The organism is Corallococcus sp. CA049B, assembly GCF_003611685.1.
GTDB lineage: Bacteria > Myxococcota > Myxococcia > Myxococcales > Myxococcaceae > Corallococcus > Corallococcus coralloides.
Genome location: NZ_RAWC01000027.1, coordinates 35,594 through 62,320 on the forward strand (window position 1 = coordinate 35,594; position 26,727 = coordinate 62,320).

22 protein-coding genes are annotated in these 26,727 nt (G+C 69.6%); 5 read left to right on the forward strand and 17 right to left on the reverse strand.

Annotated elements, in window-relative coordinates; all coding sequences use genetic code 11:
- Positions 1 to 27: 27 nt before the first annotated feature.
- From pdhA to D7W82_RS09150, 5 genes are all read right to left on the reverse strand, one after another.
- Complete coding sequence (gene pdhA / locus D7W82_RS09130) at positions 28 to 1,155, reverse strand: pyruvate dehydrogenase (acetyl-transferring) E1 component subunit alpha (RefSeq protein ID WP_120617960.1); 1,128 nt, start codon at positions 1,153 to 1,155, stop codon at positions 28 to 30.
- Positions 1,156 to 1,286: 131 nt separating this feature from the next.
- Positions 1,287 to 2,054: a hypothetical protein gene (locus D7W82_RS09135; RefSeq protein WP_120617982.1), complete on the reverse strand. Its 768-nt coding sequence runs from the start codon at positions 2,052 to 2,054 to the stop codon at positions 1,287 to 1,289.
- 45 nt (positions 2,055 to 2,099) lie between these two features.
- Entirely contained in the window at positions 2,100 to 3,674 is a 1,575-nt protein-coding gene (locus D7W82_RS09140) for a hypothetical protein (protein WP_120617961.1), read from the reverse strand.
- Between the two features lie 101 nt (positions 3,675 to 3,775).
- A complete protein-coding gene (locus tag D7W82_RS09145) occupies positions 3,776 to 5,248 on the reverse strand; it encodes an MFS transporter (RefSeq protein ID WP_120617962.1) in 1,473 nt (490 codons plus the stop codon).
- A gap of 84 nt (positions 5,249 to 5,332) precedes the next feature.
- Positions 5,333 to 6,013, reverse strand: coding sequence for an NUDIX hydrolase (locus tag D7W82_RS09150; protein ID WP_120617963.1), 681 nt, complete (start codon positions 6,011 to 6,013; stop codon positions 5,333 to 5,335).
- Between the two features lie 232 nt (positions 6,014 to 6,245).
- Here D7W82_RS09150 and D7W82_RS09155 point away from each other — a divergent pair, with 232 nt between their 5' ends.
- The 3 genes from D7W82_RS09155 to D7W82_RS09165 all read left to right on the forward strand — a co-directional run bounded on the left by D7W82_RS09155 (position 6,246) and on the right by D7W82_RS09165 (position 12,156).
- Entirely contained in the window at positions 6,246 to 8,540 is a 2,295-nt protein-coding gene (locus D7W82_RS09155) for a bifunctional UDP-sugar hydrolase/5'-nucleotidase (RefSeq protein WP_233587393.1), read from the forward strand.
- On the forward strand, positions 8,540 to 10,522 hold the full coding sequence (locus tag D7W82_RS09160) for a hypothetical protein (RefSeq protein WP_120617965.1): 1,983 nt from the start codon (positions 8,540 to 8,542) through the stop codon (positions 10,520 to 10,522). Before D7W82_RS09155 ends, D7W82_RS09160 begins: the two co-directional genes overlap by 1 nt.
- A gap of 101 nt (positions 10,523 to 10,623) precedes the next feature.
- Positions 10,624 to 12,156 (forward strand): hypothetical protein, encoded by a 1,533-nt coding sequence (locus tag D7W82_RS09165; RefSeq protein ID WP_171423498.1) that lies wholly within the window; start codon positions 10,624 to 10,626, stop codon positions 12,154 to 12,156.
- 67 nt (positions 12,157 to 12,223) lie between these two features.
- Here the strand turns inward: D7W82_RS09165 and D7W82_RS09170 are convergent, their stop codons facing one another.
- The 7 genes from D7W82_RS09170 to D7W82_RS09200 form a co-directional block, all read right to left on the reverse strand.
- Positions 12,224 to 13,981, reverse strand: coding sequence for a GspE/PulE family protein (locus D7W82_RS09170; protein ID WP_233587395.1), 1,758 nt, complete (start codon positions 13,979 to 13,981; stop codon positions 12,224 to 12,226).
- Between the two features lie 77 nt (positions 13,982 to 14,058).
- The gene (locus D7W82_RS09175; RefSeq protein ID WP_120617968.1) at positions 14,059 to 15,822 is read right to left on the reverse strand and encodes an MYXO-CTERM sorting domain-containing protein; all 1,764 of its coding nucleotides are present in this window, start codon (positions 15,820 to 15,822) and stop codon (positions 14,059 to 14,061) included.
- A 73-nt stretch (positions 15,823 to 15,895) separates the two neighbouring features.
- On the reverse strand, positions 15,896 to 16,657 hold the full coding sequence (locus D7W82_RS09180) for a uroporphyrinogen-III synthase (protein ID WP_120617969.1): 762 nt from the start codon (positions 16,655 to 16,657) through the stop codon (positions 15,896 to 15,898).
- 11 nt (positions 16,658 to 16,668) lie between these two features.
- Complete coding sequence (gene hemC / locus D7W82_RS09185) at positions 16,669 to 17,610, reverse strand: hydroxymethylbilane synthase (RefSeq protein ID WP_120617970.1); 942 nt, start codon at positions 17,608 to 17,610, stop codon at positions 16,669 to 16,671.
- Positions 17,607 to 18,950 (reverse strand): glutamyl-tRNA reductase, encoded by a 1,344-nt coding sequence (hemA, locus tag D7W82_RS09190; RefSeq protein ID WP_120617971.1) that lies wholly within the window; start codon positions 18,948 to 18,950, stop codon positions 17,607 to 17,609. Before hemA ends, hemC begins: the two co-directional genes overlap by 4 nt.
- 2 nt (positions 18,951 to 18,952) lie before the next feature.
- Entirely contained in the window at positions 18,953 to 19,765 is an 813-nt protein-coding gene (locus D7W82_RS09195; RefSeq protein WP_120617972.1) for an inner membrane protein YpjD, read from the reverse strand.
- Positions 19,766 to 19,820: 55 nt separating this feature from the next.
- Entirely contained in the window at positions 19,821 to 20,183 is a 363-nt protein-coding gene (locus tag D7W82_RS09200) for a hypothetical protein (protein WP_014398182.1), read from the reverse strand.
- 175 nt (positions 20,184 to 20,358) lie between these two features.
- On the opposite strand from D7W82_RS09200, the gene trxA reads away from it, so the two are divergent.
- Together trxA and D7W82_RS09210 are read left to right on the forward strand one after the other, a co-directional pair.
- Positions 20,359 to 20,685: a thioredoxin gene (gene trxA, locus D7W82_RS09205; protein ID WP_014398183.1), complete on the forward strand. Its 327-nt coding sequence runs from the start codon at positions 20,359 to 20,361 to the stop codon at positions 20,683 to 20,685.
- Positions 20,686 to 21,134: 449 nt separating this feature from the next.
- A complete protein-coding gene (locus tag D7W82_RS09210) occupies positions 21,135 to 21,476 on the forward strand; it encodes a hypothetical protein (RefSeq protein WP_120587885.1) in 342 nt (113 codons plus the stop codon).
- An 18-nt stretch (positions 21,477 to 21,494) separates the two neighbouring features.
- Here D7W82_RS09210 and D7W82_RS09215 read toward each other — a convergent pair whose 3' ends face one another.
- From D7W82_RS09215 to mreC, 5 genes are read right to left on the reverse strand one after another with little or no spacing between them, the layout of a single operon-like run.
- Positions 21,495 to 22,136: a PilZ domain-containing protein gene (locus D7W82_RS09215; protein ID WP_120617973.1), complete on the reverse strand. Its 642-nt coding sequence runs from the start codon at positions 22,134 to 22,136 to the stop codon at positions 21,495 to 21,497.
- 18 nt (positions 22,137 to 22,154) lie between these two features.
- Positions 22,155 to 23,282 (reverse strand): rod shape-determining protein RodA, encoded by a 1,128-nt coding sequence (rodA, locus tag D7W82_RS09220; RefSeq protein ID WP_171423511.1) that lies wholly within the window; start codon positions 23,280 to 23,282, stop codon positions 22,155 to 22,157.
- A gap of 7 nt (positions 23,283 to 23,289) precedes the next feature.
- Positions 23,290 to 25,347: a penicillin-binding protein 2 gene (mrdA, locus tag D7W82_RS09225; RefSeq protein WP_120617975.1), complete on the reverse strand. Its 2,058-nt coding sequence runs from the start codon at positions 25,345 to 25,347 to the stop codon at positions 23,290 to 23,292.
- On the reverse strand, positions 25,344 to 25,844 hold the full coding sequence (locus D7W82_RS09230; protein WP_120617976.1) for a hypothetical protein: 501 nt from the start codon (positions 25,842 to 25,844) through the stop codon (positions 25,344 to 25,346). Before D7W82_RS09230 ends, mrdA begins: the two co-directional genes overlap by 4 nt.
- Positions 25,841 to 26,707 carry a rod shape-determining protein MreC gene (gene mreC, locus D7W82_RS09235; protein WP_120617977.1) on the reverse strand — a complete coding sequence of 289 codons (867 nt, stop codon included), beginning with the start codon at positions 26,705 to 26,707 and terminating at the stop codon, positions 25,841 to 25,843. The genes D7W82_RS09230 and mreC overlap by 4 nt, the downstream gene beginning before the upstream one ends.
- Positions 26,708 to 26,727 lie beyond the last annotated feature (20 nt).

Below are 26,727 nucleotides of genomic sequence, written 5' to 3' on the forward strand. Positions count from 1 at the left end.
GGGTAGTGGCTTAAGGGAACGGGGGCGCTAGCGGGTCAGGCCCGCCTTCTTGTCCGCCAGCTCGGCCTCGGCGCGGGGCTCCAGGTCCCAGGTGACCTTCAGCTCCTGGCCCGACGGGTACTTCGGCCAGTTCGTCACCTTCACGCCCAGCACGCGCTCGCGCGGGCGCACATCCTCCTCGCCCGGCTCCACGATGGTGTCGCGCCACAGCTCGTCCACGCTGGGCTCGGGCGACTCGTCGGCGAACTTCACCGCCGCGTCCACCGCGCGCTTCTCCTCTTCCTCGATGGCCTCGAAGTCCGCGTCCGTGAGCTTGAAGCCCTGCTTCATCGCGAACTCGCGCAGCTTCGGGATGGGGTCGTTCTTGCGCTCGTCCTCCACCTCCTGCTTGGTGCGGTAGTTCGCGGGGTCCGCCATCGAGTGGCCGCGGAAGCGGTACGTGTTCGCCTCCATCAGCACGGGGCCCTTGCCCGCGCGGCAGTACTCGGCGGCGTCCTTCACCGCCTCGTACATCTTGAGGACGTCCATGCCGTCCACCGCTTCGCCGCGCATGCCGTACGCGGAGGCGCGCTTGTGGATCTCCGGCACCGCGGACGTGCGCGCGATGGCTGTGCCCATGCCGTAGCGGTTGTTCTCGCAGATGTAGATGACCGGCAGCTTCCACTTCTGCGCCATGTTGAAGGTCTCGTGGAACGAGCCCTGGTTGGCGGCCGCGTCGCCGAAGAAGCACACCGTGACGCGGTCTTCGTTGCGGTAGCGGCTGGCGAAGGCCATGCCCGCCGCGAGCGGAATCTGCCCGCCGACGATGCCGTAGCCGCCGTAGAAGTGGTGCTCGATGTCGAAGATGTGCATCGAGCCGCCCTTGCCCTTGCTGTAGCCGGAGCCCCGGCCGAACAGCTCCGCCATGATCATCCCGGCGTCGCTGCCACGCGCCAGCGGCTGGCCGTGGTCGCGGTAGGCGGACAGCATGTAGTCATCCGGGCGGATGGCCTCGTTGCAGCCCACCGCCACGGCCTCCTGGCCGATGTAGAGGTGGCAGAAGCCGGCGATCTTCCCCAGCGTGTACTGCTGGCCGGCCCGCTCCTCGAAGCGGCGCAGGAGGTACATCTTCCGGTACATCGTCAACAACAGGTCCTTCGAGTACGCGCTGGCCACCGCGGCATGCCTCCGTCTGGGCCGCCCCTGAAGACCCGAGGGGGAAGGGCGGCGAACGCCGTGCGCCTCTTAGCGCGCGGCCAAGGGACTTCCAAAGCCTTTCAGAAACCGTCTTCCACCGTGCCTTTCTTTCAGGCGCGGTGCGTCACGTCCTCCATGGAGAAATGCGGCACCGACACGATGCCATCCATCAATTCCACGGCCCGTCCCGAGTGGTCCGTGGCCAGATGGATGACCGTCGCTTCTGGGAAGCGGTGGCGGTAGTCATTGGCGTGCGTGGGCTCATTGTCGAACGCCGCCACCACGGTGCCCATGCGGCCCAGGCGCGCGTGCGCGTCGCGTTTGAAGGCGTCGTCGTTCTCCGCGAGCGTGGGCTTCATGACCAGGTGCACGCGCCCGTCCGTGCCGGGGGGCGTCACCATCTCGCAGCGCGCGAGGCAGGCCACGGTGCCCTCACGCATCGCTTCATGGCGGCCTGTCAGGTAGACGACCTGCGCGCCCGTGGCGGCCACCGCCTGGGTGAAGGCGGCCGCGCCATCAATCGCCTCGTCGGAGACGCAGTAGGCGCTCGTGAAGAAGCGCTCCTGCCAGAAGGCGCGCGCGTCCGCGTAGCGATGCTCCACCTCCGCGTCCTCCATGCCGCACGCGCGCATGGCGGCGCGCATGTCCCAGCCGGTGTCCCAGTGGCGCGGCTCGCACACGGAGAGCAGGTGCAGGGACCGGGCGTCGCCGTACTCGCGCAGGATGCGCGCCTGGCGGGGCCGGTTGTCGAAGAGGGTGGAGTCCAGGTCGAACGCCAGGACAGCCTGGGGGCCGAGCGAGCGGGCCTTCTCCAGGATGCTCCGGAGTGCCTCGCGCCAATCCGGCCGCACGCGTTGCTTGAGATCTTCAAAAGCCATGGACGCCGGAAGATACATGCCCCCGGCGCGGGGCGGCCCATCAAATCACGCGCCCTGGCGCCACGCGGCCGGCTGGATGGGCACCGGCCCCGCGGGCTCCGAGGCCCCCACCGGAGCCTGGACGAAGTTCTGCATGCGCTGGATGCCGTTGCGATCCAACACCAGGCGGACCAGCTGCGCGGATTCGTGACGCACGCCGTCTTCCATCACCGTGAAGCGGAAGACCAGGTCCACCGGGTAGCGCTTCGCGCCCCGGATGTGGCCCACGGAGAAGTCCTCCAGGTCCACGTACTCCAGCGCGAACTCCGGCTCGTCCATGTCGCGCAGGAAGCGCCCCACGTGCAGGCGCAGGATGTCCGTGACGCCCGTGAGGCCGCGCTCGGAGCGGGGCAGGAGGCGCGCGTCCAGCACGATGCGCTTCTGGTAGCGGATGACGGCTTCCGACAATTCGCCCTGCGACACGGTGAGGAAGTCGTCCTGCAGCCGCAGCGACGACACCGCCTGCGGCACCTTCACCGCCGCGCCGTAGTCCACGCGCTCCTCGCACGTGCCGATGGCGCGCGCCGTGACGGGGTCCACCAGGTCCGTGGTGCGGTCGTAGAGGTGTGTGGCGGCCACGCGGCTGAACATGCGCCGCAGCCCTTCCTTGATGCGGTCCTTCATCATGTAGCCGACCACGGCCACCAGGAAGAAGTTGAGGCTCACCTGCGTGAAGCGGACCTGCGCCCAGAGCGCCACCGACGTGGCGAAGGCCATGGCCACGCCCGCCGCGATGGCGAAGAGCACCTCCTCCCAGCCCTGCCGCCGCTGACGGCGGCGCGAGGACAGGAAGAGCACGTTCATGCAGAACTTCTTCAGGAAGCCCAGCCGCTGCATGTACTCCTCGTTGTCCCCGGTGGGGCTCAACACGGAGCGCAGCCGGTGCTCCTTGCGATAGGACTCCTCGCGCAGCACCGCCTCCATCAAACCCTTGCGCAACGGCAGCCACGGCCCCGTGCGCGGCAGCGCGTCCATGTCCGCCACCGCGCGGCGGAAGAACTGCTCCACCAGCAGGCTCACGTACTCGTCCACCAGCCGCAGCGACGCGCGCGTCTTCTCCTGGAGCTTCGCCTCACCGGTGGCGCGCAGCCACGCGCGGAAGCGCTCCAGCACCACGGGCACGGAGTCCCCCGCATGCCGCACCACCGACTCCAGGTCCACCCTTCCCGCCTCGCCCGTCTTCGCGTCACAGCGCGTCTCCACCGTGGTGGCGAAGCGGCGCAGCGCGCCGCGCAGCACGCACGAGAAGAGCTTCGCCTGGTAGACGACGTCCGACTCCGGCGCCACGCCCGCGCGCTGCCACGCCTCCAGCTTCACCAGCGGCGAGCCCTCCGACGACAGGAGCTCGCCCAGCCCCATCACCGGCGTCTTGAAGCGCACGTAGTTGTGGATGTCCGCGTAGAAGTCCGCGCGAGGGTACGTCTCCGCGTCGATGTTCAGGCTCGACGGCAGGAAGAGGTAGGCCTCCACCAGGTAGCGCGTCTCGTCCGCGCCCGTGGGCTGGTACTCGAGCTTGATCTCGAACTGCTTGCGGTCGTGGACGTCGAACCGGCTGTGGAGTGCTTCGGGGGCCTGGGACACAAACTCCAGTCTACGTCACAGGCCTGTCACACGGGAGCCACCCTCACCGAAGGATGGGAAAGCGTCCGGGGTGACACACCCGGACGCACTCCCATGGCGCCTCAACCGTTGGTACCCGTACGAGAAGAGGAGGCGCCCGGCAGGGCGCCCGGGACGACGTCGCCCACCGGCAGGGGCGCCGCCCTGGGCTGGGGCTTCGCATTCCACACCCGCGACGCCAGCACCAGGCCCACGACGGCCAGCGGCAGCATGGCCAGGGGCCACGGCTTCCAGTTGGCGGGGTCCTTCATGGCGTCGCCGGTGGGCAGGATGGCCCCGTAGACGAGCGCGTGGATGGCCGTGCCCGCGTACACCGCGCCGTCGATGATGCCCACCACGATGCCCGCGTTCTTCTTGCCGCCGAAGTCCATGGTGGCCGTGCCGGACAGCATGCCGTGCACACCGATGACGCACAGGGACATGAACACCACGGACCAGCCGGCGCCCGCCGTTCCCAGCAGGAACACCGCGCCAATAGCGCCCAGGAGCAGGCCCGCGTAGAGCACCGCGGACACGGGGCCGCGGCGCGAGTCGAAGATGCGGTCGCTGATGACGCCCGCGAACATGCCGCCCAGGATGCCGGCGACGCACGACAGCATGCCCCAGTTGGAGGCCACGAAGCCGCCGGACTCTCCAATGGCCTTGGCGTACTTGGGGAACCACTGCATCACCGCGTTGCGCAGGAAGCCGCTGCAGAACTCCACGCCCAGGATGATGAGGATGACGCGGTTGCTCAAGAGCTTGCCGAACAGCTGCGGCACGGTGAGCGCCGGGCCCGCCTCCCCGCTGGACGCGTCCGCCGTGTCGAAGTCCGGGTGGCCCGTCTGCGACGGCGTGTCACGGATGACGAAGAAGTCCAGCACCAGGAAGCCCGCGAGCAGCGCCGCGGGCACGAAGAACACCCACCACACCGGCGCCGCGTCCGCGATGAAGCGGCACCAGTCGAACGCGAAGTACAGGCCCAGCGAGATGAGGATGCCGAACACGCCGCCCAGCTGGCCGCGCTCGCGCACGTGGAACCACGACGCGTTCACCTTGACGATGGAGACCGCGCCGAAGCTCTGGAAGTACATGTTCACGCTGTAGAGGAACGCGAGCCACGCCACGACGCCGCCCGGCGGGGCCCAGCCGTTCTTCAGCACCGCGTACACCAGGCCGCCCATGGCGATGTTCGCCACCGCGCTGCCGCCCGCGGACAGCAGGATGGTGAAGCGGCCGCCCAGCTTGTCCGTCAGCGGGCCGTTGAGGAGGAAGGCCGCGCCGTAGGTCAGCGTCCCCCAGAAGAAGATGGTGGCGAAGTCCGCGTTGGACGTCTGCGCGCCCATGGCGCTGGTCGCCACGTTGACGTTGTAGCGCCCCATGTAGAGGAACGCGTACGTCAGGCCCAGGGGGAACCAGTTGAAGAAGCGGCGGCGGCGGAACGCATCGGTGTGCCCCAGCTCCACCTTCGGCAGCCGTGAGAGCACCAGGCCAATGGCCCCGAGCAGGATGACGATGGGGAGCAGCTGGGCCAGCCACGGGGGCAGCGACGACATGCGACGAACCTCGCCTGCTAAAGGAAGCGGAACGGGGCAGCACCCTACCCCGTCCGTCCTCGGCCCGGAAACAGCAAGCGGCGTTCAGGAAAGCCGGGCGAGCAGCCGCGTGAGGGACACCTCCGTCTTCGCGTCCGCGATGTCACCCCGGCGGCACGCGTCCAGCACCGCCAAGAGCGGCCGCCACTGCAGGTGGATGCCCTCCTCCAGGGGAGAGCCGTCTCCCTCCACCTCGCCCTGCGCCACGCCGGTGACGTCCACCGCGGCCGGGAAGACCTTCTCCGACAGGATGCCCGGCGCGAGGAAGAACGCGCCGCCCAGCAGCTGGATGTCCTCCGGCCGCACCGTGTAGCCCGCCTCCTCCTTCACCTCCTCCGCCGCGCGGCGGCGAAGCCCCTCCTCGCCCTTGTCGGCGGGCTCCAGCAGGCCCGCGACGATCTCCTCCACGCGCAGATGGCTCACCGTGTCAGGCACGGTCATGGACGCGGTCTGCTCGCGGCGGAAGTAGGCCGCGGGCCGCAAATTCATGCGCGTCAGGACTTCCACGTTTCCATCCGGGGCGCGGCGGTAGATGAGCACCGACACCGCGTCCAACCGGGGCCGGTCCACCACGTCCACCCGGTACACCGGAGACGACGAGCCATCCGCGCGCCGGTTGCGGCAGCGCAGCCGACGCACCCGGAGGAAACCTTCGTCACAACGCGCCGTGGCGGAGAAATCCTCGATGATCTCGATGTCAGTCACATTGGAACTGCTGGGACGCATGTCTGCCTGCTCTCCTGGTGTCCTGGTAGGTGGAGGTGCCACGGTGGCGTTGCTTGCCCGTGCACCCTTGATCCCGTAGGTTGCGCCGTCCTCAAGTCGTCACTCCCTACGAATCACGGATCCGCCACGAATGTGTCGCGCACTGCTCGGCCTCTTCTGCGCCTGCGCCCTGGCCCTCGCCTCGTGCATGCCGGTGCTGGAAGGCCAGGATTACCACCTTGAAGGTCAGGAGGTGCGGCTTACCCTCCTCCATACCTCTGACATCCACTCGCGGCTCGTCCCGTACGACTTCACGCCGCTGAAGACGGACCAGGACCTGGAGCTCATCCCGGAGGCCGGTCCCTTTGGCGGTGCCACGCGCATCGCCTCCATCCTCAAGCGCGAGCGCGCCAAGGGTGACCGCGTCCTGCACCTGGACTCCGGTGACTGCTTCCAGGGCGCGCCCATCTTCAACGTGAACACGGGCGAGGCGGAGTTCCGCTTCCTCTCCGAGTCCCGTCTGGACGCCGCCGTGGTGGGCAACCACGAGTTCGACGCGGGCGCCCTCAACTTCGTCCAGAAGGCGCGCAACTTCGCCAACTTCCCGCTGCTGGCCGCCAACTACTACTGGGACGACCCGAAGACGACCGGCACCAACGGCGCCTCCATGGTGACCAGCCCCTACACCATCCGGACGGTGAAGGGCCTGCGGGTGGGCGTCATCGGCATGGCGAACATCTCCTCGCTCAACTCCATCGTGGAGGGCGGCAACAGCCTGCAGGTGACGCCGCTGGAGCAGAACGAGGCGGCGCGCGGCTACGTGGAGCTCTTGCGCCCGGTGACGGACCTGATTGTCATCGTCAGCCACCTGGGCCTCACCGAGGACCAGGACCTCATCCAGGGCTACGAGGCCTACTATGAGTACGGCCGCGCGAAGCCCTACATCAACCGCTCGCACGACGCGTGGAAGGTGCTGGAGTGGTTCGGGCCGGAAGGCAACGACAAGTCGGTGGTGCGCGTGCACATCGCGGGCGTCAGCGGCATGGACGTGATTTTGGGCGGCCACCTGCACGTGGTGCTCAACCCGCCGCAGCTGGTGACGGACCCCTCCGGCCGCAAGGTCGTGCTGTCGCACTCGGGCGCGTTCGCCAAGTACGTGGGCCGCCTGGAGCTGGTCGTGAAGATGCCGAACCAGCGGGGCGAGGCCGAGGGCGCCGAGGTCGTCAGCCAGGACTACCACGCGTTCCCGGTGGACGGCCTCTGGTGCAACGAGGCGATGCGCAAGTACCGCTTCGACGACAACATCTTCTGGGACCCGGGCGAGTTCATCAACGCGCCGGGCGTGCGCGAGGCCATCGCGGAGTGCGGCCGTCAGGAGGACGCGCAGGCGACGGACCTGCTCATCCCGTACCTGCTGGGCATGGACGTGAAGCTGCAGCTCACCTCCATCTTCTCCTACGCCCCCCTCGACGTGCAGCGGCGCAACAACTCCAACGGCGGTGACAGCCCGCTGGGCAACATCGCCGCGGACTCCATGCGCAAGCGCAACCGCGTGGAGGCGGAGATGGCGCTCACCAACTCCCTGGGCATCCGCGACAACCTCTACGCGGGCGTGGTGACGCAGGAGGCGATGTTCAACGTGTTCCCCTTCGAGAACACCATCAACATCATGTACCTGTCCGGCGTGGAGATGCAGGAGATGTTCGACTTCGTCACCGAGCGCTCCGCGGAGCGCGGGTGCGTGAGCCAGGCGCAGATCTCCGGCGCCCGCTTCACCATGGACTGCGCCCAGGTGCAGCTCAACGACCTGCGCGTCGCGTGCACCCCGGCCACGGTGGCCACGGACTGCCCCCAGGAGGGCCGCGAGGGCCACGCGCCCTGGCAGTGCCTGGAGGACACCGCGGGTTCGCGCTGCTGGGCGCACCCGGGCATCGACATCGAGATCAACGGCAAGCCGCTGGACACCAACGGCACCTACAAGGTCGCGGTGAACGACTACATCGCCAAGGGCGGCTCCGGCTTCACGGTGCTCAAGCGCAACACCACGCGCATCGAGACGGGCATCAGCCTGCGCGACTCGCTCATCGGCTACATGCAGGGCTTCTGCAACTGCGACGACCTGCTCAACGGCCGGGAGACGTCCAGCAACGGCACGCGCTGCGGCTCGCTGGTCAACGGCCAGTGGACGGTGGATGAGAAGACGCTGAACTCCTGCAAGGTGTCCAAGGCCTTCGAGGAAGGGCTCGACAAGACCGTGGGCAGCTGCTCGTGCCGGGACCTGCTCAAGGTGACCGACGACGCCAGCGAGCAGCCGGCGGCCATGGCCCGGTGCGGTCTGCCGGACACGACGAAGCAGGCGGCCCTGGAGCAGTGCGCGCTGCCGCAGGGCCCCTACACCGGCCGCTGCACCTGCCGGGACCTGCTGACGGGGGGCAACCCCACCTGCGGCAACGTGACGAGCCAGCTGCGTTCGTTCTGTGAGAAGCCCACAGCCATGCCCATCGCGAGCGCCATCGAGGATGGCCGCATCGGGCGGAGGGTGAAGTGATGAAGCGACTCTTCCTGCTGTCCACGCTGGCCCTGGCGGCCGGCTGCTACACGAAGGAGTCCGAGGCGCCCACCGGACTCACCTCCTTCCGCGTGGAGGTGACGAGCATCACCACCGGGGGGACCGCCGCGACGCTGCTGCCGGTGGTGAACGCCTGCGCCGCGAAGTACGGCAACGACCAGGCCGCGGTGCCGCTGGAGGTGCGCGGCACCACGGACTGCCCCTACACCCTGCCCCGCGCGGACGTGGACATCGGTCTGTCCATCACCGCGCTGGACGGCACGGGCGGAGAGATGACGTCCTTCAACGGGCCGGTGTCCTTCCGGGTCATCCCGGGCGACCTCACCGGTGAGTACGGCCAGCGCTGGACGCAGCTCACCAACGGCAAGGGCAGCGGCAGCGTGCGCGTGGCCCACCTGTACGGCGAGACGCACGTCTGGGTGCAGGACCAGGACCTGGAGCTCGTCTACGCGGACGGCGGCGTCGTGGGCGACCTGTCCCAGCTGCCCCAGGAGCCGGCCACGCGCACCCTCGCGACCGGCCTGTCCCCGGGCATCCGGTTCGAGGAGCCCGCCCTCTCCACCATCAACCTGCCCGAGGGCGGCTCGGAGACGAGCGTCTTCGTCAAGCAGTTCATGCGCGTGGGCCGCAACCCGGAGTCCGGCGAGCCGCTGACGCAGAACTGCGACCCGTCCGACCCCAACAACGGCAAGCAGATGATGCTGCTGGTGACGGGCACGGACTCCAGCGGCTTCTACGTCACGGACATGACGGCCTGCCGCGTGGCGGAGAAGAGCGTCACGGGCGCGAACATCCAGACCGCGGAGCCGGACGGCTTCAACCCGGGCCGCTTCAACAGCATCTACATCTACAACTACTCCTTCCCGGAGGGGCTGGACTCGGGCGACCTGCTCTGGACGCTGTCCGGCACGGTGGCGGAGTTCACCAACACCACGCAGATGAGCTTCCCCGCGTGGACGCTGCGGGAGAACGTGCGCCTCTTGCCGCAGGACCAGTGGAACAAGTACCTGGACCAGGTGCCGCCCGTGGAGGTCAACGGCCGGCTGTGCGGCTACAGCGGCTCGCCGTACCTGGACGACATCCTGTGCGGCTACAGCTACAAGAACTACAAGATGGAGAGCCTGGAGTCTTCGCTGGTGAAGCTGCGCCGGGTGAAGTTCCCCAAGGTGTTCCGCAACTGCGACGCCAACGGCAACAACGACATGCCCATGTTCTGCCCGTCGGGCAGCGGCGCGGCGCGCACGTGGAAGAACTGCTTCGAGGAGCCGCCGGATGATCCGGACCTCCCGGAGCGCCAGTGCGTCATCGATTGCACGCTGGGCATTGGCGAGTACGCCGGCACCATCTGCGCGGAGAAGACGACGTACACGAGCTTCGGTCAGTTCGTGGTGGAGATGAACGCCACCGGTCCCGCGTCCATGGGCATGGACGAGTCCGTCCCCAACCGCATCATGAACGTCAATGTGGGCACCACGCCCGTGCGGCCGGACAAGGCGCTGCCCCAGGGCTACCGGATGACCATCATCTGCGACCAGCCGGTGCACGCGCGCTTCGGCCCGGTGAGCGTGACGGCGGACCAGACGGACACGCTCATCGCGGCGAACACCCGCTACGAGTACACCCTGAAGGGCTCCGAGGTGACGGTCGCGCTGGTGCGCGACGCCGCCGCCACGGCCAATGCCGCGTGCAAGGTCGCGCCGGACACGCGCTCGCGCATCAGCCTGCAGATCAAGGACGCGGTTCCGGACCTGAACCCGGACTGCAACGAGAACGACGCCGACGCGGCGAAGGCGCTCCAGTGCAAGCAGCTGCGGGCGGCCACCTTCGACGTCGTGGGTCACCTGAAGCACGTGGGTCCGGCGCGTCCGCGCTGGAACGTCCTGCCGAGAGACCAGGACGACCTGTGCTGTTATCCCGGGCCCGGGATGGAGTGCCCGAAGCCCATCAAGCCGTGCCCGTAGTCGCCATTCACCTTTGATTTGAGCAGTCGCATTGCGCGCCCCGGCGGTATGCCGGGGCGCTGGGAGGAGCGGTCTCCCCCGGACCGCTTCCTGGAGGGAATTTGAAAACGTTGCAGACGCTGGCCCTGGCGGGCCTGACAACCCTTTCCGCGCCCGCTTGGGCCGGGGACTTCGTGGACACCCGTTTGTCGTTCGTCTTCGCGGACGACAACGTGCTGGCGGGCGCGGGAGAAACCACTCCCAACAGCCCGAACGCGCGCTTTGGCGCGGGCAACCAGAACACGCAGTTCTACGACAACTTCAACACCCGGTTCTCCGGCTTCGAGTCGCTGTCGAACGTCGTGCTCTACAAGCGCATGCCGGCGTTCTTCGAGGGCCTCACCACGGAGGCGGCCCTCACGCTGCTGGTGCTGGAGCGCCCGTCCGGCGGTGTCGACATCTTCGACAACTCCAGCTACGTGCGCCTGAACTACCAGCCGCCGGGCTGGGGTGAGAAGGAAGGCATCTCGCTCACCGGCTTCCCGGTGTCCGCGGACCGCTTCCGTCTGGGCTACGCGTACCGCATCTCCTGGGGCGGCAGCTCCATCTTCACCAACCGCGCCTCCGCGACGGGTGTGCCGGGCGCCAAGTTCCAGGTGACGCGCGACCGCTGGTACGCGTACGTGGGCGGCAAGACGGCGCTGGTGCTCAACGACCTCATCCTGGAGCAGGAGACGCTCTACGGCGTGATGGCCGGCGCGGGCTGGGACATCCTGGAGACGCTGCGCGTGGAGGCCGGCGGCGGCTACTTCCAGAAGGGCATCGTCCCGGGACTGGCGAACCAGTCCATCGAGGCGGGCGTCAACTCGGCCGGCGTGTCCGGCCAGGTCGTCTACCACGTGGGCGTGCCGGTGGGCACGAGCGTGGACTTCCGACTCTACAAGAACGACCCGGAAATCTACCAGCGCTTCTTCGCGCCGGAGCAGTACCCGGGTGGCCTGTCGTACTCCCTCTCTCTGGAGGGCAGCTACCTCACGCAGACCCTGCAGGACCCGGACAAGTTCGGCGCCACCAAGCCCCAGGGGGCCGTGGCGCTCGCCTTCCAGGGCCGCGCGAAGCTGAACCGGTTCCGCTTCAACGCGCTGGCGCTGGTGCGCAGCCTGTCCTTCATCCAGTTCGACGTGCCGGGCTTCCCCCCGTTCCAGGACTTCCCCACGGGCACGGTGCTGAAGCCTGAAGTCTTCGGCGCGGTGGGCGTGGACTACAACATCGAGCGGCTGCACCTGACGCCGGGCTTCATCATCGGCGCGCAGCAGCCGGCGTCCTTCCGCAGCCCGGTTCCGCTCGTGGGCGGCAGCAACCCGCCCCCCAGCCTCACCGGCACGCGCACGGTCGTGGTGCGTGACGCCAACCAGCTGAGCATCCTGCCCAGCACCTGCGGCGGCACCAGCGCCTGCGAGGCGGAGCTCATCTGGTCCGCCAAGGCCACCTTCCGGTGGGATCTGTCGGAGACGGTCGCGGCCGTGGGTGAGGTCTACTACACGTACGACACCAACCGGACCACGTTCGAGGACGACGTGACGGGCATCGCGCAGCCGAACTTCGAGAAGCCGCACGCGCTGGGCTTCAACACGCTGCTGCAGGCGCGCTTCTAAAGCCGCCCTGCCCTCTTCGGGCAGCTTCGCGGGGCCCGCCGTGCTTCACGGCGGGCCCTTCGTGTTTCTAGAAGGCGGAGGTCATCCGCACCACCTCGTCGAAGGCGGTGAGGCCCTGCGCCAGCTTGCGCACGGCGGCCTCGCGCAGCGTGCGCATGCCACCGCGGCGCGCCGCCTGCGCCAGGTGCTCGTAGGGCGCCTCGCGGGCAATGAGCTCGCGCACCTCGCGGTTGGTGGAGACGATTTCGAAGACGCCGGTGCGGCCGGAGAAGCCGGTGCCTCGGCAGCGCACGCACCCCGCGCCCTTGGACAGCTTCACGCCGCCGGGCAGCAGCGGCAGCGGCACCTCCAGGGCCAGCAGCTCGTCCGGCGTGAGCACCGCCTCCTCCGCGCAGTGCACGCAGACGCGGCGCAAGAGGCGCTGGGCCATGACGCCCAGCAGGCTCTGCGCCAGGAGGAAGGCCGGCACGCCCAGGTCCTTCATGCGCGCCACCGCGCCCAGCGCGTCGTTGGTGTGCAGCGTGGAGAGCACCAGGTGGCCGGTGAGCGCGGCCTGGATGGCGTTCTCCGCCGTCTCCGCGTCGCGGATTTCGCCCACCATGATGACGTCCGGGTCCTGGCGCAGGATGTGGCGCAGCGCCCCCGCGAAATCCAGGCCCACCTTGGGCTGCACCTGCACCTGGTTGAAGGTGTCCCACACCATTTCGATGGGGTCTTCAATCGTGGTGACGTTGACGTCCGGTCCCGCCACCGCCTTGAGCGCGGAGTAGAGCGTCGTCGTCTTGCCGCTGCCCGTGGGGCCCGTCACCAGGATGAGGCCGTGGGGTTGATCAATCCACGACTCGAAGTGGCCCTTCTCGTCCGGGTCGAAGCCCAGCTGGGCGATGTCCTGCACCAGCGTCTCCGGGTCGAAGATACGGATGACCACCTTCTCCCCGAAGGCGGTGGGCAGCGTGGAGACGCGGAGCTCCACCTCGCGGCCGTCGCGCTCCGTCTTGATGCGGCCGTCCTGGGGGCGGCGCTTCTCTGAAATGTCGATGCGCGCCAGCATCTTCACGCGCGACACGACGGGCGGGTGCACCTGCGCGGGCAGCGTGTAGACGGGGTGCAGCACACCGTCGATGCGCAGGCGCACCACGGCGGTGGCGCGCTTGGGCTCGATGTGGATGTCCGACGCGCGATTGTCGAAGGCGTAGCGCAAGAGGTAGTCCACCGCCTGCACCACCGGCCTGTCTGACGCCTCCAGCTCCTGCGTGCCGCTGAGCGACACCAGCTGCTCGAAGTTGGCGATCTGCGCGTTCGCGCCGCCAAAGTCGTCCGCGGCCTTGGCCAGCGTCTTCTTGAAGCCGTAGATGTCCGCGATGGAGCGGAGGATGTCCGTCTTCGCGGACAGCACGGGCTCCACCGGCTCGCCGGTGAGGCGGTGGAAGGACTCGAAGAGCTCGCGGTCGAAGGGGTTGGCCACCGCCACGCGCAGCCGCCCCTGTTCGGTGCGCTCCAGGGGCAGCAGCACGTGCTTCTGCGCGTAGGGCCGGGACACCGTGCGGGTGGCCAGCGCCATGTCCATCTTCAGCGGATCCAGCTTCCGGTAGGCCAGCCCCGCGGCGCGCGCGGCGGCCTCCGTGACGCGGTCCTCGTCCAGCACGCCCCGCCCCCCCGGCGCCGGAATCTGGAAGGCCGCGACCACCTCCACGGGCGACACGTCATACCGGGCCGCGTCCTTGCCCGTCCCGCCCTGCGCCTTGAGGACGCGGGCGCGCGCGGCGGGCTCCCGCGCCAGCACCTCCTGCGCCTGCTGGGGTGTCAGCAGGCGCTGGGCGACCATGGCCTCCAGGAGGAAGCCCAGGGTGAAGTCCGTGGCGCCGCGAGAGGGGCCGCTGCTTCCGGGGGGAGCCGCCTGGGTCACACGTTCCTCCTTCTGCGGGTGGCCAGGAGCAACACCCCGAGCCCCACGAGGAATGCCGCGGAGGAGGGGCCGCTCTGGCAGCCGCAGCCGCCGGGGTCGTTCGTCGAGCCACCCCCACCGTCCACCGGCGGGGGCGGCGGCGTGCCACCATCACTGCACAGGGTGCAGGTGCCGCCGTCCGTCTGGGCATACGGGTCGTAGCACTGGCCGCCATTGCCGCAGTACAGGCCATTGGGGCAGTCCTGGTTGCTGCGGCAGGCGGCGATGCAGGCGGTCCCTTCCGCGAACGGCACGCACTGGAGCGGCGAGGCGCAGGTGTTCGCGCCGCAGTCGCGGAAGCAGAAGCGGTCCTCGCCGGTGCCCGCCGGGCGGCAGGTGCTGCCGGGGCTGCACGAGCAGGTGGACACCGAGCACGGCTCCGTGCACACGCCCTGCGGGTTGCCGTTGAGCTTGAGGCAGGTCTGGTTGGTGCCGCACTCCGAGTCCTGGAGGCACGGGTCGCCGACGGTGCGCGTGCCCGTCTTCTGCTGGATGCAGGCGTGGTCGCACGAGCGGCAGGCATGGTTGCTGCCGCAGTCGCTGTTGGTGGCGCAGTCAGCGACGCACACGTCGCCTCCGTTGTCGGGCAGCGTGTTGCAGGTATAGCCCTCGCGACAGTCGCCCTTGCCCGGGCGGCAGTTCTTCAGACAGCGCTTGCCCACGGCGCCCACGGTGGTGCACGTGGAGCCGATGGGGCAGTCCGCGTTCGCGATGCAGGACTCCGTGCAGTAGCCGTCCGTCCACCCAGGGAAGGCGGTGGTCTTGTCCGCCTCCGTGAGGCAGCGCGACTCCGGCGCGCCGCAGGTGCTGGCGCTCGAGCAGGGGTTGCCCACCTTCGTGGTCGACCCGAAGGCCTCCGGCAGACAGGCGAACTGCGAGCCGGGGATGAGGGTGGACGCGCGGCACTGGTAGGGGTCCGGGCAGGCCCCGGGCGTACCGACCGGGCACGGCTTGGAGCAGATCTTCTGCGAGACGCCGCTGGTGGTGGACTGGGCGGTGACGCAGGTGAGCCCCGCGCCGCACGCGGCGGTGTCACAGGGCGAGCCCACCGCGCCCGTCTGGGGATAGCGCTGGCAGAACGCGCCCCGGTCATACGACGTCAGGGCGCGGCGCTGGGTGCCGGTGTCCAGCGTGATGTACATCACCGCGTCCGAGTAGAAGTACGTGCTGCCCAGGCCCAGGCACTGGCCCACCCCGCGCATCACCGCCGACTGGATGTCGATGAAGCCCGCCGGCGTGGGGGAGAGCGTGGTGAACTTGTAGCTCACGGCGTTGAGGAAGATGTCGCACTGGTAGACGAGGCCGCCGTGCGTCAGCGGCACCGCGGCCACCACGCTGTTGCTGGCGTTGAGCACGTCCGAGAACTCGGTGCTGTTCGGATCCGTGACCCAGACGGCGGCGACGCTGAAGCCGTCCAGCCGGTCATTCACGTTCGGGATGGGGACGATGTTGGAGCGGCCCTTGTACGTGAAGGCGGGCCACGCGCAGTCCACGTCCTGCCAGGCCTGGAAGGCCTTCTTCACCGCGTCTTCCACCAGGGACAGGTCATTGCCCCCGGGCTGGGTGTTGCGCGCGTCCACGTAGTACGGGAACGGGTCCTGGCTGTTGTTGAGCACCCAGTGGTCCAGGTACTGGTAGCCCAGCTGATCCTGGGCGTGCGCCGTCGCGGCCAGCGCCAGCAGTCCAAGGAGGAAGACACTCCGCTGCGTCCCACGCTTCATCACCCGCACCTCTTCACGTCACGTCCGCACGGGGCGCGCCGCCTGGGCGCCCGGACGTCACCGGGCGGACAGTCTACCCGTGAACGGCGCGAACGGTGGCATCCACCAGCGCCTCGGGCGTGGGGCGCTCCGCGACGGCGGCCACGGGGATGCCCAGCTGTGTCAGCGCGGTCGCCGTGGTGGGGCCAATGGCCACCACCTTCGCGGAGGCCAGCGGCTCACGGCCCACCCCCTCCACGAAGGCCTCCGCGGTGCGCGGCGACGCGAAGAGCACCACCTGGGGCGGGGACGCGGCCAGTTGGGCCAGCGCCTCCGGCTCGACGGGGGCCGGCGCGCTGCGGTAGGCCGTCACGCGGGTGACGCGCACGCCCAGGTCGCGCAGGCCGTCCTCCAGCTCCCGCCGCCCCTCCTCCGCCGCGGGCAGGAGCACGTCGTCCTCCGGCCCCAGCACGTCGCGCAGGGCGGTGAAGAGCGCGGCGCCGGTGCCCTCGTGGGGTTCGGCCTCCACCTTCAGGCCGTAGCCCTCCACGGCCCTCGCGGTGCGCGGCCCCACGGCGGCCAGCTTCACGCGCGACAGCCGGTCCAAGGTGCCCGCGAGCCGCAGGGCCTCCAGGAAGGCCTCCACTGCGGAGGGGCTGGCGAACACCACCCAGTGGTAGCGCTGCACGTGCTCGGCGGCGGACGCGAGCGGGCGCGGGTCCTCCGGCGGATGCAGCTCCAACAGCGGCAGGCTGAGGACCTCCGCGCCCTCGTCCTCCAGGAGGAAGCACAGCTCCTCGGCCCGCTCACGGGGGCGCGTCACCAAGATTCGGATGCCATCCAGTCGCCGGTCCACGGGCTGGCACTCTAGGCGCGGGGAGCGCCTTCGCGGCGGCCGAAATCGCGCAGGATGTCTCCCGCCCCGCGCGACAGGAGCTCATCCGCGAGCGCCTCGCCCAGCCGCTCCGCTTCCGGTACGGGGCCCTTCACCTCGCCCCGCACCACCCGCGAACCGTCCGGCCGGCCCACCAGGCCGCGCAGGTACACCTGGCCGTCCTCCACCGTGGCGTGACCGGCCAGGGGCACGGTGCAGCCGCCCTCCAGCTTCGCCAGGAAGGCGCGCTCGGCCCGCACGGCGTTGCGCGTGAGGGCGTCCTCCAGGGGCTGGAGCAGCGCGCGCACGTCCGCGTCCGCCTCGCGGCACTGGATGGCCAGCACGCCCTGCCCCACCGCCGGCAGGCTCTCCGCCACCGGCACCACCTGGGTGATGTGGTGGTCCAATCCCAGGCGCTTGAGCCCCGCCGCCGCGAGCATGGCGCCCGCGAGCCGCAGGTCGCGCGTCTTCTGCAGGCGCGACTGCACGTTGCCGCGCAGGGAGACGATCTCCAGGTCCGGCCGGCGCGCGCGCAGGATGCAGCTGCGCCGGAGCGACGACGTGCCCACCTTCGCGCCCGCGGGCAGCATCGCCAGCGTGTGCCCGTCCGGGCTGCAGAACGCGTCGCGTGGGTCCTCGCGCGCCGGCACCGCCGCCAGGATGAGCCCGTCCGGAAACACCGACGTCATGTCCTTGAGGCTGTGCACCGCCACGTCCGCGCGGCCATCCAGCAGCGCCTGCTCAATCTCCTTCACGAACAGGCCCTTGCCGCCCACCTGGGACAGCGGCGCGGACAGGAAGCGGTCGCCCTCGGTGGTCATCTTCACCAGGGTGACCTCCAGGCCGGGGTTGCGCTCGGTGAGGAGCGAGGCCACGTGATTCGCCTGCCACAGCGCCAGCGGGCTCTCCCGCGTCGCGATGCGCACCGTCTTCATCGCCGGCTCCCGGTGGCCACCACGGTGTTGCGCGCGTCCTGCTGCGGGGGGGCGGCGGATTCCTCCGGAGCGATGGCGGCGGCCTCCGCCTCCGTGAGGCCGAACAGCTCCGCGGCGGCGCCAGCCAGCCGGTTGCCTTCGCCCTGTGGCCCCACGGCGCGCAGGCGCGCGGTGGGCTCATGCAACAGCTTGTTCACGATGGCTCGCCCCATGGCTTCGATGCTCTTCTTCTGCTTGTCGGTGAGCCCGTCGCCCAGCCCCAGCAGCGTGCGCTCCACCTCCGCGCGGGCGATGGCCTCCGCGCGCTGACGCAGGCGCGCCAGCACGGGCATGCCGTCGCGCAGCGCGCGCTCCCGGGCGAAGCGCGCCACCTCCTGCGCCACCAGCCCGCCCGCCTTGTGCGCCTCTTCCGCGCGCGCGGCGGTGTTGTCCGCGACGAACTTCTGGATGTCGTCCACGTCGTACGCGTGCACCCAGTCCAGCGTCCCCACCGCCGGGTCGATGTCTCGCGGCACCGCCAGGTCCACCATGAACAGCGGCCGGCCCTTGCGCGCCTTGCCCAGCGCGCCCACGTTGTCGCGCGTGAAGATGGGCACCGGCGACGCCGTGCTCGTCACCACCACGTCCGCGCCAGCGAGCAGCGTGAAGAGCTCCTCGTAGGGCCTCGCCACGCCGCCCACCTCCGCCACCAGTCCTTCCGCGCGGGCGAGCGTGCGGTTGGTCACGATGAGCTTCCCGGCGCCCGCGTTCTTCAGGTGCCGCGCCGCCAGCTCGCCCATCTCTCCCGCGCCCACCACCAGGACGGTCTTGTCCTTGAGCCCGTCGAACACCTTGCTCGCCAGCTGCACCGCCGCGGACGCCATGGACGTCGCCGCGCGGCCCACCGCCGTCTCCGTGCGCACGCGCTTGGCGCAGCCGAACGCCGCCGCGCACGCGCGCGTCAACTCCCCGCGCACCGCGCCCGCGCCCTGGCCGCGCTCGAAGGCGTCCTTCACCTGCCCGAGAATCTGCGCCTCGCCCAGCACCATGGAGTCCAGGCTGGACGCCACCCGGAACAGGTGCACGAGCGCCGCCTCGCCCTGGTGCTCGTACAGGTGCTCCAGCGCCTCCGCGCCGCCCAGCGAGTGCAGCGTCTCCCGCGCGCGCTCCCGCGCCAGGTCCGCGCTGGGGGCCGCCAGGTACACCTCCACGCGGTTGCACGTGGACACCCAGAGCGCCTCCACGGGCGCCTGCGCCAGCCGCTGCAACACTTCCGTCTGCCGGGCTTCGGGCAATGCCAGCCGCTCACGGACGCCCAGGGGCGCGGAGCGGTGTGACACGCCAATACAGATGAATTCCATGGCTACGGCATCCCCGGGCCAGCGGCGGACAGATCGTAGGACGACAGGAAGGAGACCAGCACCAGGCAGAAGCCGGCCATGGTGAGCAGCGCCACCCGCCGGCCGCGCCAGCCGGCGAAGATGCGCGCGTTGACGAGCGCGGCGAAGACACCCCAGGCGACGAAGGTCGCCACGTGCTTGGCTTCAAGCGCCCAGGCGAGCCCCCGCAGCGTGGTGGTGAACAGGGCGCCGGTCGCCAGCGTGAGCGACAGCGCGATGAAGCCCCACACGACGAGCCGCCGGTTCAGCGTGTCCAGGAACTCCAGGGACGGCAGCCGGGAGAAGAGCAGCCCGAAGTGCTTGGCCTTCACCTCCCGCTCCATCAGCAGGTACATCACGCCCACCCCCGCCGCGACGCCGAAGGCCGTCAGCCCGAGCAGCGCGATGGTGACGTGCACCGGCAACAGCGGCTGGCGCACCGCCTCCGGCAGCGGCGTGGACCCGCCATGCATCAACATGCCGATGAGCAGCACCGCCACCGCCAGGGGCGTGAGGAACGCGCCGATGACGGGCTTGCGGTAGCGCACGTCCAGCGCCAGGAACAGCGCCAGCAGCAGGAAGGCGAAGGTGGACATGCCCTGCGCGGGGCCCACCAACCGGCCCCCCTGGGCGCTCAGCAGTTCGATGAGCGCAACGCAATGCATCAGCAGCCCGCTCCCCACCAGCACCCGGCCGGTGACGGCGAGCACCTGGGACTGGCGGACCAGGAAGGCGAGGTAGACGAGCGCGGCCAGGCCGTAGGCGTGGCAGGCGAGCGAGACGAGCGTATGGCTCATGGAGGCAGGCTCATAACCCCGGCCGAGGAGGCATTCAGTCCTGCCTCAGCTCATTTTACATTTTATTGAGAATGAAGGCCGCCAGCAGGTCGGTCTCCGAATTGGGCTTGCGCTCGGGGGCGGGCGCCCCCACCTCCGCCACATAACCCGGAACCACTTCGTATGCGGAGTCCCCGACCAGGATGGAGTCGGCCATCTGCTCAGCCCCCAGCCGGCCGAGCTGTTCCTCGGTCTTCACCCGGGACACCAGCTGGTGCGTGTCCTCCCCCGACACCAGCTGCACCACGTGGACGGCGGGCGTGAGCGGCCAGGCGCTCCCACCCTCGGCGGCGACCACCAGGCGGCCCTCGCGCAGGTCTGCTTTGTCCTCCAGCGCCCATTCTTCGAGCTGGGCCTGGGACAGGAAGAGCTTCGTCACGCCCCACAGACTACACCACCCTCATGCCGGGCGGGCCGGAAATGGGGTGCAACCTCCGGGCAGATGCGGCATCCGTTCCACCGGAAGAGGCCCGGCCTTCCCGCCCCCCGAGGCACCCGCCGGGCGCGAAGCTCCAGGACGTATCCTACTCAAGCAGTAGACACGAGGTGACGACATGGCTGGCGACGTGATCAACATCGGTGATTCGGACTTCCAGAAGCAGGTCCTGGATTCGCAACAACCCGTGCTCGTGGACTTCTGGGCCACCTGGTGCGCGCCCTGCCGCGCCATCGCGCCCTCCGTGGAGGCGCTGTCCGCCCAGTACAAGGGCCAGGTGACGTTCGCGAAGATGGACATCGACGCGAACCAGGACACGCCCCAGAAGTATGGCATCCGCTCCATCCCCACCCTGTTGCTCTTCAAGGGCGGCAAGGTCGTGGACCAGATTGTCGGCGCGGTGCCGAAGTCGCGCATCGAGGACGTGGTCCGGAAGAATCTCTGAGCCCAGGTGTTCCCCCAGGTGCTCCCGGTGACGGGCCCGCTTTGACGTCCGTCTCCCTCGTCCCCTCCCACCCATGGTGCCCCTGGCCTTCATCGCCAGGGTTCGCGCCGGGTGAGAGGGGACGCTGCTTATCCGCTCCCAACCAGACACCCGGGCGTGACATGGCTGGCGGTTCGCTCTGTCTGTAGAAAGACAACTCACCGCGACGGTAAGGGCTTTCACGTACCGGGTGCACTGCGCCCCCTGACGCAGACATTTCTCTGCCCTTGAGACAAACGCCCACCCGGGACGGCTGGACGATCCTCCCGTCATGTTTTGTTCAACAGACATTGAAATTGCATTACGAGTCAAACACGACCCCAACATGTCTTGTTGACAGAGTTCGCCACAACAGACACAAGTCGCGAGTACACGCCTGTCTTGATTGGCGAGTTTCTACAGGAGTTTTCATGGCACGCCTTCGTAAAGAATTGATCTCGCAAGCACCGCTGACCCCTGCCCTGACGTCGTGGGCGGAGGCCCTGGGTGATGCCATCGGCCGCGGCATGCTGCGCGCGCTGAACACGGGGATGCCGGGCATGGGCGCCGTCGCGGCGTCGCCGGGCAATGGCGCGGTGATGGCGGGTCGCCGCCGCGGCCGTCCCCCCAAGACGGTGGCGGGCGGGCCGGTGCCCATGGACCGCCGCTGCACGGTGAGCGGTTGCACCCGCGAGCAGCGCTCCAAGGGCCTGTGTTCCGCGCACTACCAGGCCGAGCGCCGCAGGCAGATCGCCACCGGCAAGCCGGCCTGAAGGCGGCGTACCGGGGCCCTACTCGCCGCGCCAGGGGTCTCCGGGCGTGGTGGCCTTGAGCAGCTCCCAGGCCGCCATCACGTCGATGACCCGCTCCAGCTCATTGGGCAGGGAGCGGGCGCGCTGGGACTTGAGGTAGTCCTCGGTGAAGGCCCTCAGGCGCATGCCCAGGAAGAGCCGGGCGAGCGCCACCTCCGTCTGACCTGAGAAGTCCAGGAAGCGCAGGGCGAAGCCGCTGCGGCCCTCGTCCTCCGGCCCGCGCTCCTCCCGCACAATCTCCGCGCGAGCCTCCACGGGGGCGGCCCCCTCCTCCAGCGCGAAGCGCGCGCGCACCACCGTGCCCATGGGCAGGAAGAAGGTGCTCGCGAGGAAGGCGCCGCTGACGCTCACGTTCACGGACGTGAGCCCCGCGGAGAAGCGCCGGCCGCCCGCGTCATCCTCCATCCAGAGGTCGAAGTGCGTGGCCAGCTGCGCGCGCGGGAAGTGCCGGTGCTCCGGCTCCCCCTGGTTCATTTCGATGCGGGGCGCCGCGCCGGGCACGGGCACGTTGCGCGAGGTGCCCACCGGCGGAACGAACGGCCGGGGTGCCTGCGCCTCCTCCGGCCCGCGGACCGCCGTGCCGGCCTTCGCCGTCGTCACACCCTTCCTCTGCACCACCATCGGAAGCCTCCGCGGCCGTCAGAACATGTGACGGCGCATGCTGATGTTCACCAGCAGCCCGATGCACAACATCACCGACAGCATCGAGGAGCCGCCATAGCTCATGAGGGGCAGCGTGATGCCCGTCACCGGCAACAGGCCAATGACCATGCCGATGTTTTCGAACACCTGCCAGAAAAGTGTGGCCACCACCCCCACCGCAACGAACGCTCCAAAACGGTCTCGTGCGCTGAATCCCACGCCCAGCCCGAGAATGAAGATGCCGCCGTAGAGCACGAGCAACAGGAGACAAGAGAAGAAGCCGTGTTCCTCGGCCCACACGGAGAAGATGAAATCCGTGTGCTGTTCCGGCAGGAAGCGCAGCCCTGTCTGGGTTCCCTCACGCCAGCCCTTGCCGGTGAGCCCACCGGAGCCCACGGCAATCTTGGATTGCGCGGCGTGATAGCCGCTGCCACGCAGGTCCGCTTCCGGATCCAACCATCCGGAGATGCGCTGGCTCTGGTGTTTCTTGAGGTGGTGGCGCACGACGGTGGTGCGCGGCTCGGGCATCTCCCGGACGTAGTCGTTCCAGATGATGAGGCCGCCCACCAGCACGCCCGCCACGATGGTGGCGGCCAGGTACCAGCGCACCTTGCCAAAGAGGATGACGGTGCCGGAGGACAGGAAGATCATCAGCGCGGTGCCCAGGTCCGGCTGCACCAGCACCAGCGTGAAGGGCACCATCACCACCAGCACCGGCTTCCACAGCCGTACGAGCCCGTAGGACGGCTGATTGGGCTGGAAGTCGTCGTGGTAGACCTTGGCCAGCATCAGCACGACGCCAATCTTCATGAACTCCGCGGGCTGCAGGCGGAACGGGCCAATGGCGAACCAGCTCTCCGCGCCCTTGGCGGTGTGGCCCACCACGCGCAGCGCCAGGAGCGCCAGGATGTTGAGCACGTAGATGGGGAAGGCCATCCGCTGGATCCAGCGGTAGTCCACCAGGCACACCACCAGGACCGCGCTCAGGCCCACGCCCAGGTAGAGCGCCTGGCTGGTCCACACCGGCGCCATGGGGGGGCGGGACGCGGACGCCAGGTTCCAGAGGCCCAGCGCGCACACGCCCAGCACGCACACGATGAGCCCCCACGGCACGTGGGGCATCATCCGGCGCTCAATCCGCAGTTGCACTGTCGTCTCCGGTTTCCGAGGGCGGCTGGATGGGCTCTCCCGGCAGATTCACCCGCGGCGGGGGCACGGCGCGGGTGAGCGCCGCTTCATCCAGGCTGGGCGCCGGCGGCAGCGACGGCGTGTAGGGCTGGTTGGCGCGGGGCGGCGGTGACGTCGCGTCCTGCGCCTTCAATTCGAAGTACTTCTTCATCACGGCCAGCGCAGTGGGCGCCGCGTCCACGCCGCCGTGGCCGCCGTGCTCGTTGAGCACCACCACGGCCAGCTCCGGCTTGTTCGCGGGCGCGAAGCCGGCGAACCACGCGTGGTCGCGCTCGAAGTAGCTCATCTGGTGCGTCTTCAGGCGCACCGCGCCGATGCGGGCCACCTGCGCGGTGCCCGTCTTGGCCGCCACCAGGAAGTCCGCGGGCAGGCCCGACTTGAGCTTCGCGCGGTACGCCGTGCCGCCGGGCTCCTGCGCCACCGCCTCCAGGCCTTCGACGATGGCCTTCAGGTGCGCGGGGTTGATGTCCACCTGCGACACCACCTCCGGCTTGAACTCCTCCATCACCTGCCCGTCCAGGTTCTCCAGCCGCTGCACCATCTGCGGCTTGTAGAGCTTCCCGCCGTTGGCCACGGCCGCGTACACCAGCGCCAGCTGCAGGGGCGTCACGTTGTCGTCGCCCTGCCCGATGGCGCTGTTGAGCGCCATGCCCTTGGTGTAGCCGCCCGGTGAGGCTTTGTCGTGGTACGCGCTGGACGGCATGATGCCCGGCACCTCCGCCACCACGCCGATGCCGGTGGGGCGGCCCAGGCCCAGCGACTTGCCCATCTCCGCGATGGGGTCCAGGCCGATGGTGTCCGCCACCTTGTAGAACCACGCGTCGCACGACGCCTTCATGGCGCCCCGGCCGTCCAGGGGCCCGTGGCCGCTGTCCTTGTGGCAGCGCCACACGCGCGCGCCCAGCCGGTAGCCGCCGGAGCAGTGCACCACCGTCTCCGGCCGGAACGCGCCGGCCTTGAAGGCCGCCAGCTGCGTCACGACCTTGAACGTGGAGCCCGGGCTGTAGTGCTCCGCGGCCACGCGGTTGATCATCGGGTGGAGCGGATCCCTCGCCAGCGTGGCCATCTGCGACGGCGTCACGCGGCCGGTCAGGAGGTTGGGGTCGAAGCCGGGGCGGGACACCAGCGCCTTGATGAAGCCGGTGTTCACGTCGATGGCCACCACCGCGCCCGTCACGCCCGGGAACGCGCGCTCCGCCTCCTCCTGCAGGCGCATGTCGATGGAGAGCACCACGTTGCTGCCGGCCGTGGGAGGAATGACGGCGTTCTCCCCCAGCTTGTCGTTGAGCTCTTCAATCGTCTGGCCGCGCGCGTTCACCACTTCCTTGCGCACGCCGTCCTGCCCGCGCAGCTTGGACTCGAAGTAGCGCTCCAGGCCGCGCCGGCCGATGTAGTCCCCCAGCGCGTACTTCGCGCCGTCCCCGTTGAGGCGCTCCAGCTCCTCCTGGGTGATTTCGTTCATGTAGCCCAGCACGTGCGACAGCACCATGTCCGCGCGGTAGTTGCGGTGCGGCACGGGCACCACCTCCACGCCGTCCAGGATGTCGCGCCGGGCGTTGAGCCGGTCGTACTCGTCGCGCGTCAGGTCCACGCGCACCGGCACCGGCTGGAAGGGCGCGTTGCGGCGGCTCGCGCGGACCAGGTCCTCAATCTTCTTGCGCTGCTCGGGGTCCCACTGGAGCAGCTCGCCCAGGCGCGGAATCACCTGCTCGAAGCAGTCCGTGCAGAAGGCCGGCGTGACGAAGGCGTCGAACGACGGACGGCTGTCCACCAGGATGGTGCCGCGCGCGTCCTTGATGACGCCCCGGTCGGCGCGCAGGCGCACCTCCTTGACGAAGTTCGCCACGCTCTTGGCGGCGTACTCCTCATGGCGGATGAGCTGGAGCCGGTACAGCTGGATGGCCAGCGCCACCAGGCCCAGCGACATGGCCAGGCCCAGCCACAGGAAGCGGCGCTTGAGGTCCCGGCCCGGAGTGGTGTTGCCAATGGTCGGAGGCGTCAACGGAGCAACCCCGCCGGGCGCTCCTGCGCCACTTCAAACCGCTTGAATACCGGGAAGAGCAGCAGGGCCGCCACGCCCGTGAGCGCCAGCTGCACCGGCATGCCGGAGAGCAGCGGCGCCGTGGAGCCTTCCTTCACCGTGAGCCAGGTGAAGAACGTGGACAAGAGGCCGTGCCCCAGGTCCGCGCCCATGGCGAACAGCGCGAAGGCCACCGGGCCTCGCACGTCCACGAACGACGCCACCAGCCGGCCCACCAGGAAGGTGAACACCGCGAGGAACGTGAACAGGCCCGTGGGCTGGCCGCTCATCAGGTCCAGGAGGTAGCCCACCGCGAAGGCGGAGCACGCCCCTTCGGTGAGGCTCGCGCGCAGGGCGAGGAAGGCCACCAGCACCACCGTGACGTCCACGCGGCCCAGCACCAGCCCCGCCTGCTGGACGAACACGGACTCCAGCGTGAGCAGCACCAGCGCCAGGATGACGGTCACCAGGAACTTCATTTCTGCGTGCCCTCCGCGGCGGCCCCGCCGGTGGCGGCCATTTCACTGTACGGACTGCCCACCACCAGGACCTCCTCCAGCCGGCTGGTGTCCACCGCGGGCGTGATGTCCGCGCCCTGGAACATGCCGTGCTCCTTCTTCTCCAGCTGCGTCACCCGCCCCACCACCAGCCCCGGAGGATAGATGCCGTCCGTGCCGGAGGTGATGATGAGGTCGCCGTCCTCCACGTCCTCCGTGCGCAGCATGTTCTCCAGCGTCAGGGGGCCGTTGCCCGCGCCCGCCGCCGTGCCGCGCGCCCGCGAGCGCTGCACCCGCACCGCCACCCGGCTCTGCGGATCCGTCACCAGCGCCACGTCCGCGTAGCCGCCCGTGGACCGGATGACCTGCCCGACGATGCCGTCCGGCGTCACCACCGACATGCCCCGGAACACCCCGTCCTTCTCCCCGCTGCTGATCCGCACCGACAGGAGCTTCGCCACCGGATTGACGCCCACCACCCGCGCCGGAATCTCCGGCCCGGGCACGGCCTCCGCGTACGCCAGGAGCTTGCGCAGCCGCCCGTTCTCCGAGCGCGCCTCGCCCAGCGCCTGCACCGTCGCCCGCAGCTGCAGGTTCTCCAGTCGCAGCGCGTCATTGTCCTGACGGACGCCGCGCAGGTCCAGGTAGTTGCGCACCGCGGCCACGGCGCCGTCGATGCCGGCGGTGAGGCCCTGCTGCACGGGGGCCGTGAGCGCGATGACGCCCCGGTCGACGAAGTTCGGGTCACGGCCCCTCCGCCCGCCCAGCAGGAAGGCGCCGAGCGGGTACAGCAGGAGGGCGGCCACGAGGAGGAAGCGGCGGTACCGCTTGAGAAGAGACAGCACGGACGGGGGCTTTCCCGGGG